Raw genomic sequence first — 12,524 nt, forward strand, 5'->3', positions numbered from 1 at the left:
GCAACTTTTCCAGCCTATCCCATCATGATCATCGGCGCAAACCGCTGAACATTCGAGGAAGAACTGGAGGTGAAGCACAACCATACACGATGGAAACTACTTCGAAATTTGGTCAGGCACTTCGTACAACCTCGTGTCACTCGCCGTGAAGGCGGGAGTCGGTGTCCGTGTCGCTCTGACTTGGAATAAGTTACGCGTCCGCCGAAGTCTTTGACAAATCCACAGGTCAGAGACTCGGAGGTATCCATTTCCCCAGCAAGATTGCCCGTTTCAGTCGATTTTCGCCAATTCGGACATCATGTGACGCCGGACACCGTGGCCGGATCGGCACGCAGCGGGAACTCACACCACTTGGACTCGGATACCTGCATCCTCGAACAACGCGACTTGCTTTGCGTCTACTGCAGCATCGGTAACCAGCACGGCCCCCGGCGGTATCGGAGCCCACGCATGGAAAGGACGTTCACCAAGCTTGGCGGAGTGGGCGAGGATGTACACCTCGCCGGCACGTTCGATCATCATTTCCTTGAGCCGGGTCTGATCGAGCTCAGCTTCACAAATACCCAGGTCAGCGGTAACTGCATCGGCACCGAGGAATGCCTTGTCAAACGACACCCTCTGCAGAGACGCTTCCGCCAGTGGCCCGACGAATCCTTGACTGAGCTGCCTCAGCGTCCCGCCGAGACATTCGACTCGAACACCATCAGCGTCGGCTAACGCCTCGAGCGCCGTCAGCCCTGCAGCGATCACCGTCAAATTCGTCACGTGACGTAAGAACTCTCCCATCGCTCCGACGGTGGTACCTGCATCAAGGAGCACGGTTTCTCCGGGCCGGACCTGCTCAGCAGCCCATTCGGCGATGGCCCGTTTGGCGTCGAATCCCTCCATTGCGCGTTGACGCAAGGAGGATTCCGGATGAGGGTTGAGAGCAATAGCCCCGCCGTACGTTCGAGCAATTACTCCCTGGGCAGTCAACTGACTCAGGTCGCGACGGATCGTAGATGCAGTCACCCCGAATTGGGCAGACAGATCCTCGACACTGGCCAGACCGCTGGTGCGAGCGAGCCTCGCAATCTCCGACCGCCTCGCCTCCGACTCCCGGATGACCATCGCTCCTCCCCCTACAAACCCTGGTGCTTACTTGGAAACGAATGTGCTGGTTGCCAATTCGGCCGCCTGCCGCAGCGCTTCGACCATACTACCGGCCTCGGCGATGCCCTTACCTGCAATATCGAAAGCGGTTCCGTGATCGACGGAGGTACGGATGACAGGTAACCCGACGGTGATGTTGACGCCGGCCTCGATCCCGAGAACCTTGACCGGGCCGTGCCCCTGATCGTGGTACATCGCAACGATCAAGTCGTAGTCCCCACGTCCAGCGAGGAAGAATGCCGTGTCCGCCGGCAGTGGGCCGTGGACGTCGATTCCTTCTGCCTTCAAGAGTTCAACGGCGGGAATGATCTTCTGCTCTTCCTCTCCGTACCCGAAAAGCCCGTTCTCCCCCGCATGCGGGTTGATCCCGCACACGCCGATTTTCGGAGATGGATTGCCCGTGCGCACCAAAGCTTCGTGACCTCGACGAATGGTCCTCTCGACCAGGCCGGGCTCGATCCTGGCAACTGCATCGAGCAGTCCGATGTGAGTGGTCACGTGAATCACCTTGAGCTTGGGGGTCGACAACATCATCGACACCTCCTCGGTACCGGTCAGGTGCGCAAGCAATTCCGTGTGTCCGGGATAGATGTGTCCTGCCGCATGCAGCGCTTCCTTGTTCAGCGGCGCCGTGCAGATCGACTGGACTTCACCGCGTACGGCGAGTTCGCTTGCGACGCGGATATATTGATAGGCCGCATCCCCCGCGACTGCCGACAGTTCACCCCAGGCGAGATCCTCGGGTAGCAAGTCCAGGTCGATGACGTTGATCCGTCCATCGATGAATTCAGCATCCTTGATCTCCTCGATCGCGACCACGTCGACGTCGATTCCGAGCACCGTGGCAGCCAATCGCAAACGCTTCGCGTCGCCGACAACAACAGGGCGGCAACGCTTTCTCGTTTCGGCGTCGAGGAGTGCGGGGACGATCACTTCCGGTCCGACGCCGGCGCCGTCGCCCATCGTGACAGCAATCAGCGGCAGTGGAGTGGATTCGATTGACATGGGATTAACCTCGTTGTCTGAAGGTGGACTGTCCGGAGCGTCGACCGGGATGGGGCGCGCGAGAAACTTCGTTATAGAGAAAAGACTGTGTGCATTCCCGAAACTGCCTGGCCGCGTGACGATGTACCGTCCGGTGTGGTCGACGGAAAGTACGGCGCCGTGTTCAATTTCGTAAATCGGTGACAAAGTGTCGATCCGCAGGCGGTCGAGAACGCTGCGCGCGGTTTCGCCACCGGTAAGAACCAAGTCGATCGGGTACTCGCCGTGGGAGAATCCTGCATCGACGGCAGCGATCAGATCGGCGAGAGCCGAAACGAGATGGACGGATTCTGCAGGCACGACAGGTCCACTTACCGAAACCACGACGTCTCCGCGATCCAGTGCGTTCAGAATCGGAAGCGGATCGACCGAATGCGCCAGGAGTTCAGCACTGTTCACTTCGATATGGTGCGCACCTGAATCCCGAAGCAATTCCACTTGGTCCCCGGCAGACGCATCCGCCGTCCCCACAACCACCAAAGTAGATCGAGAATCACGAAGAGATGGACGCACGACGGGTGACTGCACGGTTCGTCGTCGTGCCACTGCCGTCGCGAGCGCCGAGGTTCCTACCAATCGAGAACCCCGAACCTCCTGTGCTGCAGCCACAATCAGTTCCAGATCACTGTCGGTCTCGACGTCGCAGATCGCCACCGACCCGGCTTCTGAGATCGACGCAAGAACCTGGCTCAACCGCCCGGAGCGAATGTCGTCCAGCGATACGCCAGAAGTAATTGCCGACGAGCCGAGCGCCTCCGCAATCGACCGAGGAGCCGGCTTCGACTCCGCGCGCCACAGGTCGGTGGCGTGCAACGCAACCCCATCGACCAACACCACCCCGCCTTGCACCGTGCGCCCTTGCCTGGGCAGTCCGGCGGCGACGATGACCGGGGATCCGTCGCGGGAGAGTTCTCCAACCTCCGCCGCTATGTTGCCCCTGAGCAGGGAATCGATCTTCTTGACGATCTCGGAGCCGTCAGACGATTGCAGAACTGATCTCACGTCACGAGAGGCTCTGGCGGGGTCGGATCGCCGTGAGTGCAGATCGAAAACCGTCACTCCTGATCCGTCGGGCGCACCTGGGCCGAGTCGAAGCGATATGCCCGAACTGCGGAGCAGAAATCCTGCGGCCGACTCCGCGGCTCCGGAAAGATCATCAGCGATGATTACCAGTGGTTTCATCGAATTCCTCGACCCCCTTTCGGTCTGAATCGAGTATGCACAGCATCGCAATCGATGCGCGAAGTACGCAATCGAAGTTACGGGACTTGCGCGAAGTGCGCAACAGTGCCATTGTGAGCTGAGTTACAAGCGAGAGCCCGACGCGATTGTTCACCAACAGTCCGCTCGGAGCGTCGCCCCCACGCTGCCCCGTCAGGATCGAAAGGTCACCGATGACCAATACTCGTTTGCGAACACCACAGCTCTCCCGGCGATCCTTTCTGCAGTTCACCGGGCTGATCGGTGGCGCAACGCTTCTGGGCACGACTGCCGCGTGCGCCGGCCCTACCGGGAAGCCGACCCAGGACACCCTGGTGCTCGGGCTCAACCGTTCGCTCGTCAGCCTCGACAACAAACTCAATCAATTCGACGCAGCAGTCACGGCTCAACGTGGCGTCAGACAAGGTCTCACCCGGATCGGCGACAATCTGACACCGCAACTCGTTCTCGCTGACAGGTTCGAATCGACCGGCCCGACCGAGTGGACGGTTCGACTCCGCGAGGGCATCCGTTACTCCGACGGCACACCTGTGCTGATCGACGACGTCACGACGGCAATGCAGATGTACCAGCAGGTCAGCGGATCGTTTGTCGCACCGCAGTTCCCCGAGTGGCCGACGGTCGTGCCCATCGACGATCGCACCTTCATCCTTCGGACGAATTCCCCGGTGCCGGTTCTGGACTCGCTCATGTCCAACATCTTGATCACCCCGGCCGCTGCCAACGAACCCAACGAACTGCAGAGCGGAATCGGGTCTGGACCGTTCGTCGTCAGCGAATCGAACCGGGGCACCGGCGATTACACACTTGTCGCCAATGACAACTACTGGGGCCCGGCCCCTGGCGTTCGTCGTGTTCAGGTCCGCTTCATTCCCGAAGAGGCCGGCCGCGTCGTCGCACTTCGGAGCGGCGAGGTCGACGTCATCGACTCGATCAGTCCCGATTCCGCCGAACAACTCGCCGACCTGCCTGGTGTCCAGGTGGACACAGTGCCGAGCACACGCATCAACCAACTGTTCTTCAACTTCCGCAAGCCCGCCGATCACCCACTGTCCAATCCGCTTGTCCGAGAAGCTCTCACGTATGCCATCGACGGTGAGTCACTCGCTCGGGACGTGCTGATCGGATCCGCAGTCCCGGCCACCGGCCCCGCACCGTCGACCTTGGACGGAGCCGTGAAAACCGGCACTTACCAATATGATCCACGGAAAGCGCGGCAAATGCTCGAGGCCGAAGGCGCCGACGACCTCGAACTCACCTTCATCTGGGAAACCGGAGAGTTCACCAACGACGTCTCGGTGATGGAATCGGTACTCGAAATGATGAAGGCCGTGGGAGTACGCGTCAAACTCCAGCAGTTCGAACCGGGCGGTGACATCTCGTCCTGGCGCCAGGGCAAGACCGGCGACTGGGATGTGCTGGGCAACGGCTACGGCAACCAGACCGGACTTGCACTGACCACGTTGCAGGGGATGTACGCCGGCACAGCGGAGAAGGAAGCAACTCGCGACACCTATCACGGGTACGTCTTCCCCGAAATCACCGCGAAGATCCAAGCCGCATCCAGTGAACCAGACCCGACCAAGCGCGCCGCTCTACTCGACGCCGCACAACAAGACATCTGGAACACCTGGCCTTGCCTGTGGAGCTTCGTACCCAACGCACTCCTTGCGAAACGCACTCGTGTACAAAATGTTTCACTGACCCCGATCAACTCCTACGACCTCGGCGCCGTCCGATTGGAGGCCTGAGGCGATGACTCTCACCGCTCCGAAACCGCAAACCGCTCTCGGAATCTCTCCGCGTCGGCGCACAAGGATCAACCCGACCGTCAAATACGTGCTCAAACGCTTGGCACAGAGCGCCTTGACGATCTTCCTCACGCTCACAACAGTGTTCGTCCTGATCCGAATGGCTCCCGGTGATCCTGCCTACGCCTTGGCCGGACCGCTGGCCAGCACGGAGGATCTCGCACAAATCCGTGCTGACATGGGCTTGGACAAGTCGGTGTTCTCTCAATACCTGATCTACCTGTGGGACCTCGTCCATCTGAATCTCGGCACGTCGTACTCGTTCCAGGCGCCGGCCATGGACGTTGTCCTCGGCCGTCTCCCGTACACCATCACCCTTGCCGTCAGCTCCATTCTGTTGACCGCCGTGCTCTCGATTCCGCTGGGCGTGTGGATGGCCCGTCACGCGGACACCCGACGCGAACTCGGCGCGAACGTCGTAGCCGTCGGCGGGCAGTCCATGCCGGAGTTCTGGAGCGGCCTGATGCTGGTGACGATCTTCGCGGTCTTGATCCCAGTACTCCCGGCAGCCGGTTTCACCACATGGCCGTCGTTGATCCTGCCTACCGTCACCATCGCCATCCTTCAGATCGCGTTGATCTCCCGGATGGTTCGACGCGAAATGGTCTCGGCCTTCGCTTCTCCGTACATCACGGTCGCACGTTCTCGCGGAGTATCCGAACGCGAACTCACCTGGCGATATGCGATGCGTAATTCTGCGATTCCGATCGTCACCGCGCTGGGCACCAGATTTGCCGGAATGCTGAACGGCGTCGTGGTGGTCGAAGTCGTGTTCGCCTGGCCTGGTGTCGGCTCGCTGGTGGTCCGCGCACTCGAGACTCGCGACTACCCGCTCATCCAGGCCACCGTGCTTGTCACTGCGGTTCTCGCCGTGCTCGTGCAACTGGCAGTGGACCTCCTCTACCCCCTCCTGGATCCACGCGTGCGACTCGGAAAGGGCGCCAACTGATGACTACCGTCTTGGAACCTCCAACAACTCCACGCGCCAGCGCGGTCACCGAGGCAGACTTCGCACGCGCCGGAGCCACGCGCCGTAAGCGAGACAGCCGAGTCAAGATCTGGGCCGGCTCGATCTGCGCGCTCCTGGTGATTCTTCCTGTTGCATTGGCGGGACTACTCCCCCTTGCAGATCCGAACCAGACCAACCTGAGCAGTCGACGGCTACCGCCCCTCACCGACGGCCATCTGTTCGGCACCGATCAGTTGGGACGAGATCTCCTCTCACGGATCCTGCACGGCGGCCAGGTGTCTCTGACGATCGGTATTCTCGCCGTGATCGTCTCCGGGGTCATCGGCATAGTCGCCGGATCCGCCGCGGGGTACTTCGGCGGCTGGGTCGACACCGTCATCTCCCGCCTACTCGAAGCACAGCTTTCTCTGCCTCTGCTGATGATGCTGCTTCTCGTCGTTGCGCTGTTCGGTCCGTCCATTCCCGTCATCACGTTTGTCATCGCGATCGCGCAGTGGCCCGAGGTCGCACGGTTGACTCGCTCATTGGTACTCGTCGAACGCGAAAAGCCTTACGTAGCTGCAGCTCGAGTCCTCGGACTTACTCGCATGGCAATTCTGCTCCGTCACGTCATTCCGAACATCGTCAAGCAGGCCTCGCTCGTCGTCCTGCTGCTGCTCGCGCAGGCCGTACTGCTGGAAAGTTCGTTGAGTTACCTCGGCGCCGGACCGCAACGTCCGTTCGCAACGTGGGGACGAATCATCGCCGACGGCCAGGACTACATCACCACGTCATGGTGGATCGTCACGTTGACAGGTCTGATGATCGTTCTGCTGGTCGTCGGAGTGAACCTACTCGGCGACGGCCTGCGCGATCGTCCTGCAGGTTCGAAACGACTGGGCGCAAGCCTGTTCGGGCGTGGCAACGCCCAGAAAGCAAAGGCGTGAGACATGGGCAATCTACTACGGGTCGACGACCTCCAGATCGAACTTGTCACGGCGAATGGCGTCATCCGAGCCGTCGACGGGGTGTCCTTCTGCATCGACGCCGGTGAAACCGTCACCATCATCGGTGAATCCGGCTCCGGAAAGTCGACCACGGCCATGGGAATCCTCGGGCTGCTTCCGGACGATCTTGCCGTTCTTTCCGGGAAAGCCGTGTTCAAAGGCCAGGACATTCTCGGAAACACGAAGATCTTGAACGATATTCGTGGAAAACACATCGCCCTCATCCCCCAGGACCCGATGACGGCTCTGAGTCCCGTCCACACCATCGGCAGCCAACTTCGAGAAGCAGTGCGCCACAGCGGTGTGACCGCGAAGAAGCAACAAATCGAGCGGGCAGTGCAACTGCTCGAGCAGGTACGCATTCCGTATCCGGATCAGCAACTCGACAAGTACCCGCATCAACTGTCGGGTGGAATGCTGCAGCGCGTCCTCATCGCCGGAGCTCTTGCTGCCGGCCCCGAACTGATCGTGGCCGACGAACCCACCAGCGCATTGGACGTCACCGTTCAGGCCGGGATTCTGGATCTATTGCTCGAATTGCAGGAGCGCACCGGGATCGGAATGCTCGTCATCACCCACGACCTCGGAGTCGCCCGACTCGTATCCGATCGCATCTACGTGATGAAGGACGGACGTTTTGTCGAGACCGGTAACGCCGACGTTCTCGTCGACTCACCGCAAAGCGCCTACACACAAAAGCTTCTCGACGCCATACCGCACCTGGGGCCTTGGGATGGCGACCCCGCCCGTTCAACACAGATCGGAGCCTCGGCATGAACCCCCACGAAACGCCACTTCTCGCCGTCGAAGATCTCGTTGTCGAGTATCCGGTTCCCGACGGAGTTTTCCGAGCCGTGGATGCTGTGAGCTTCTCGGTGGAAAAGGGCAAGACCCTGGCCATCGTCGGCGAATCCGGATGTGGCAAGTCGACAATCGCTCGATCGATCGTCCGACTCCTCACACCGACCAGTGGACGCATTCTCGTCGACGGCAATGACATCGCGCATATGTCGGAGAAGTCACTGCGCCCCTTCCGCTCTCGCATTCAAATGGTGTTCCAAGATCCGTACGGATCGCTGGACCCCCATCTGACTGCCGAGGACATCATCGGAGAACCACTGCGCCTCAAAGGTGTTCGGAGCAAGTCTGAACGCGCCAAGGCAGCAGCAGAACTCGTCGATCGCGTTGGCCTACCCAGCTCGGCACTACACCGGCGTCCGGCGGAGTTCTCCGGTGGCCAACGTCAGCGCATCGGAATTGCCCGTGCACTTGCCAGCGGACCCGAGATCCTGGTCTGCGACGAAGCAACCAGCGCTCTCGACGTTTCGGTGCAAGCGCAGGTACTCGCGCTCCTACGTGAAATTCAGGCCGATACCGGTCTGACGTACGTTTTCATCTCACACAACTTGGGCGTCGTCCGAGAAATCAGCGAGACCGTAGTCGTGATGTCGAAAGGAACCATCGTCGAATCCGGTTCCACAGACACAGTTCTCGCCAGTCCGTGCGAGCCGTACACCCGCGCACTACGAGGCGCTGCTCTCGATCCCACCACCATGGTCGGCATCAAACCACGCCACGTGGTGGCAGCCCTGTCCAAGAACTTACTAGCCAAGCAGACCGAATCACGAGGAGTTGCCTGATGACCACCCCACTCGAGCTTCCGAAACTGGTGCTCGGCACTATGACCTTCGGAGATACGGTCGACATATCGGGTGCGGGATCGATGCTCGACGCAGCACTAGGCGCCGGTATCTCTCACATCGACACGGCCAACGGCTATGCGGGCGGTGAGTCCGAGCGCATGCTGGCAAAACTGCTCCACGGCCGACGCGATTCCGTCACTCTGGCCACCAAAGCAGGAATGCCACACCCCGATGCCGGTGACAACAGCCCACTCTCGGCAAAGGGACTCCGAGCAAGCATCGAAGGAAGTCTGCGCAGACTCGACTCGGACTACGTCGACCTGTTCTATCTCCATCAGCCGGACCGAACCGTCACGCTGACCGAAACTCTTACCACCGTCGCGGAACTGGTTGCCGAGGGCAAGATCCGCACACTCGGCGTATCCAACTTTGCCGCGTGGCAAATCAGTGAAATCAACTACACCGCAGACACAGTCGGTGCTCCGCGACCGATCGTCGCACAACAGCTCTACAACTTGCTCGCGCGTCGCATCGAAGAAGAATACGCAGAATTCGCGGACGTGACCGGACTGACCACCATGGTCTACAACCCACTCGGTGGGGGCCTGCTCACCGGGCGCCACACCTTCGAGGAAAACCCCGTCGACGGCCGATTCGGCGACTCCCGTCTTGCGTCGATGTACAAGGAGCGATACTGGAACACACAGATCTTCGACGCCATTGCACAACTGACGGCGATCGCGGAACAGTCGGGCATCTCCCTGACCGAGCTTGCGTTGCGCTGGCTGGTCAGCAAGCCCGTCGCCGGATCGCTGCTCCTCGGAGGATCCAAAGTTACGCACCTCGAATCCAATATCGCGGCCATCGGGCGAGGTCCACTCGACGCCTCGACCGTCGAAGAGTGTGACCTAGTCGGTGCCGCCCTACGAGGCCCCATGCCCAACTACAACCGCTGAAACACCCGACCTTCATCAGGAAGAGTTCTTCACTATGTCAGCACAGGAATTCGCCGCACGTATCCGAGGACGCGAACGCATTCTCGGATACTGGTCCGTCATCGACAGTCCGGTCTCGACCGAATGGATTGCGCACGTCGGCTGGGACTACATTGCCCTCGACATGCAGCACGGCCTGATCGGCTATTCGGGGATGGTCGCCGGGCTCACCGCCATCGACTCGTCACCGTCCACTGTCGGGATGGTGCGCGTCGAGGCAAACAATCCGACGCCCATCGGCCGTGCACTCGACGCGGGCGCTGTGGGCGTCATCGTTCCGCTGATCAACAACGCCGAAGAGGCAGCGGCCGCCGTGGCAGCCGCCAAGTATCCGCCTTTCGGCATCCGCTCCTACGGACCCATGCGCTCTCAACTCCGTATCGGCCCCGTTCCCGCCGACGCGAACCGCGACACCGTTGTATTTGCGATGATCGAGACCCCACAGGGTCTGGCGAACGTCGAAGAGATCTGCGCAGTGCCCGGTTTGGACGGCGTGTACGTCGGGCCGTCCGACCTACGAATCGCCGTCGGCGGTAAGCACTCCAACGATCCGGACGTCGCCGAGGAATTCGAAGCAGCGCTCACCCGGGTGCGCGAAGCTGCCGCCGTCAGCGGAGTCGCTGCGGGAATCCACACACCTTCCGGTCAGGTTGCGGCACAACGGCTCGGGGAGGGCTACACGTTCGCGACCGTGGCCTCGGACCTGACACATCTGGCGAACATCTCGGCTCAGCATTTGGATGCCGCCAAGTCCTGATCCGGGTACAAAAATGGCGATGCTCCCGCACTTGGTACGGGAGCATCGCCATTCTCGAACAAACTATCGCTGAATCGCCTTGATCTCGAGGAACTCTTCGAGCCCGAACGTGCCGGCCTCGCGCCCGACGCCCGACTGCTTGTACCCACCGAACGGAGCATTCGTGTTGAAGGCGCCGCCGTTCACCTCGACTTGCCCGGCCCGCAGTTGCCGGGCGACGCGATCCGCGCGATCGGGGTCACCTGACCAAACGCCACCGGCCAGTCCGTACTCGGTGCCGTTGGCGATACGCACTGCGTCGGCCTCGTCTTTGTAGCCCATGATCGAGAGGACCGGTCCGAAGATCTCCTCGCGCGCAATGGTCATGTCTTCGGTCACGTTCGCGAACACCGTCGGACCGACGAAATATCCACTGGCCAGACCAGTTTCGCGACCGTCGACAACCGCGGTGGCACCTTCCGACACACCTTTCTCGATGTATCCGCGAACGCGTCCCAGCTGATTCGCGTTCACCAGAGGACCAAGCACCGAAGTCGGCTGAGTCGGATCACCTACCGGGAAATGAGCGGCGACTGCAGCAGCAATTGCCGCTGCCTCATCCACCTTCTCCGCGGGAACCAACATACGCGTCAGCGCCGAACAGGTCTGGCCCGAATTGATGAAGCACTTTGCGACGCCATCCGTGACAGCCTTTTCGAGATCGGCGTCGTCGAGAATGACATTCGCCGACTTGCCGCCCAGCTCGAGCGAGACCTTCTTGATGGTGTCCGCGGCAACGATGGCCACTCGCTTGCCTGCACGAGTCGATCCGGTGAAGGAGACCATGTCGACCTCAGGGTGGCCGGCGATGGCTTCGCCCACTACCGGGCCGTAGCCACTCACCAGGTTGAATACACCTGCAGGCAAACCAATTTCGTCGAAGATGTCAGCGAGAGCGTACGTGATGAGTGGCGCAACCTCGGTGGGCTTGAGAACCACGGTGCAGCCCGCGGCGAGCGCACCGCCGACCTTCAAGACAACTTGGTGGAGCGGGAAGTTCCAGGGAGTGATGGCGCCGACAACACCCGCAGGTTCGCGAACAATCAGCGAATTCCCGACCTCGTGAGCGTCGAAATCATAAGTGCGAGCCAATTCGGCAAATGCATTCAAATTCGCGAGCGGCATTCCGATTTGTACGGGCTTCGCGAATCCGATCGGCATTCCCATATCCTGCGAAACAAGCGCCGCAAGATCATCGGTGCGTTCGGCAATTATCGCCGCGGCCTTGGAAAGATATTCGGCGCGCTCACCGCCGGATAGTGCAGACCAGGCAGGGAACGCCTTTCGTGCTGCCTTCGCGGCCGCGTCGACATCTTCGACAGTGCCTTCGGCGACAGTTCCTATCAGCTCTTCGGTAGCCGGATTGAGAACGTCGATCCGACCGCTGCCAGTGGATTCGATCCAGGCGCCATCAACATAGATTTTGGTGCGGTCGAGAATATCGGTCATCGAAGCCTCCGTAGTCATCACGCGTGCACAGGTGAGGTGGGCCCGATCACACGGGGCACCTCTTCCGAGCCTAGCCACGCTCGACGGGTTCCGTGGCGGGTTGGTGTCGCGATTGACCGTCGACTGACGAGACCTGTGGTGGGCACACGCTTTTCGCGGATCGTGTGAACGTACCGTTCATCTCGTTAGAGGCGACGAAAGTGTCGTTCACTCGATCCCGGACGGGGTGGTGAGCCCGCCGTGCTTCCGCCCTTTGATCGTGCGAACGGGGCGTTCGGTCGATCTGAGGCGACGAACGTACCGTTCGCTCGAAGTCGGGGGTGCCGGCGACGGGATGTTTCGGGGTGTTTTGGGTACGAGAAAGCCCCCCAACCATCACTGGTTGGGGGGCTTCTCGTAATTTGTGTTCGGCGGTGTCCTACTCTCCCACACCCTGTCGAGTGCAGTACCATCGGCG

10 protein-coding genes are annotated in these 12,524 nt (G+C 60.7%); 7 read left to right on the forward strand and 3 right to left on the reverse strand.

What is annotated here, in order from left to right; translation table 11 throughout:
* Positions 1-342: 342 nt before the first annotated feature.
* Together FEZ59_RS29600 and pdxA are read right to left on the reverse strand one after the other, a co-directional pair.
* The gene (locus FEZ59_RS29600) at positions 343-1,110 is read right to left on the reverse strand and encodes a DeoR/GlpR family DNA-binding transcription regulator (RefSeq protein ID WP_042950537.1); all 768 of its coding nucleotides are present in this window, start codon (positions 1,108-1,110) and stop codon (positions 343-345) included.
* Between the two features lie 27 nt (positions 1,111-1,137).
* Positions 1,138-3,378 (reverse strand): 4-hydroxythreonine-4-phosphate dehydrogenase PdxA, encoded by a 2,241-nt coding sequence (pdxA, locus tag FEZ59_RS29605; protein ID WP_134999909.1) that lies wholly within the window; start codon positions 3,376-3,378, stop codon positions 1,138-1,140.
* A 212-nt stretch (positions 3,379-3,590) separates the two neighbouring features.
* Between pdxA and FEZ59_RS29610 the strand changes: the two genes are divergently transcribed.
* Genes FEZ59_RS29610 through FEZ59_RS29640 form a run of 7 tightly spaced genes read left to right on the forward strand, consistent with a single transcriptional unit; the run spans position 3,591 to position 10,579 of the window.
* The gene (locus FEZ59_RS29610) at positions 3,591-5,168 is read left to right on the forward strand and encodes an ABC transporter substrate-binding protein (protein WP_134999911.1); all 1,578 of its coding nucleotides are present in this window, start codon (positions 3,591-3,593) and stop codon (positions 5,166-5,168) included.
* Positions 5,169-5,172: 4 nt separating this feature from the next.
* On the forward strand, positions 5,173-6,177 hold the full coding sequence (locus tag FEZ59_RS29615; RefSeq protein ID WP_007732496.1) for an ABC transporter permease: 1,005 nt from the start codon (positions 5,173-5,175) through the stop codon (positions 6,175-6,177).
* A complete protein-coding gene (locus FEZ59_RS29620) occupies positions 6,177-7,124 on the forward strand; it encodes an ABC transporter permease (protein WP_019746660.1) in 948 nt (315 codons plus the stop codon). The genes FEZ59_RS29615 and FEZ59_RS29620 overlap by 1 nt, the downstream gene beginning before the upstream one ends.
* Positions 7,125-7,127: 3 nt before the next feature.
* A complete protein-coding gene (locus tag FEZ59_RS29625; protein ID WP_053062092.1) occupies positions 7,128-7,961 on the forward strand; it encodes an ABC transporter ATP-binding protein in 834 nt (277 codons plus the stop codon).
* Positions 7,958-8,824 (forward strand): dipeptide/oligopeptide/nickel ABC transporter ATP-binding protein, encoded by an 867-nt coding sequence (locus FEZ59_RS29630; protein WP_134999912.1) that lies wholly within the window; start codon positions 7,958-7,960, stop codon positions 8,822-8,824. Before FEZ59_RS29625 ends, FEZ59_RS29630 begins: the two co-directional genes overlap by 4 nt.
* A complete protein-coding gene (locus tag FEZ59_RS29635; RefSeq protein WP_134999913.1) occupies positions 8,824-9,783 on the forward strand; it encodes an aldo/keto reductase in 960 nt (319 codons plus the stop codon). The genes FEZ59_RS29630 and FEZ59_RS29635 overlap by 1 nt, the downstream gene beginning before the upstream one ends.
* 34 nt (positions 9,784-9,817) lie before the next feature.
* A complete protein-coding gene (locus FEZ59_RS29640) occupies positions 9,818-10,579 on the forward strand; it encodes an aldolase/citrate lyase family protein (RefSeq protein WP_019746656.1) in 762 nt (253 codons plus the stop codon).
* Between the two features lie 63 nt (positions 10,580-10,642).
* Here the strand turns inward: FEZ59_RS29640 and FEZ59_RS29645 are convergent, their stop codons facing one another.
* Positions 10,643-12,067, reverse strand: a complete 1,425-nt coding sequence (locus tag FEZ59_RS29645) for an aldehyde dehydrogenase family protein (RefSeq protein ID WP_007732506.1) — start codon at positions 12,065-12,067, stop codon at positions 10,643-10,645.
* Positions 12,068-12,524: the final 457 nt, after the last annotated feature.

This window comes from Rhodococcus sp. MS13, assembly GCF_013277835.1.
Lineage (GTDB): Bacteria > Actinomycetota > Actinomycetes > Mycobacteriales > Mycobacteriaceae > Rhodococcus_F > Rhodococcus_F erythropolis.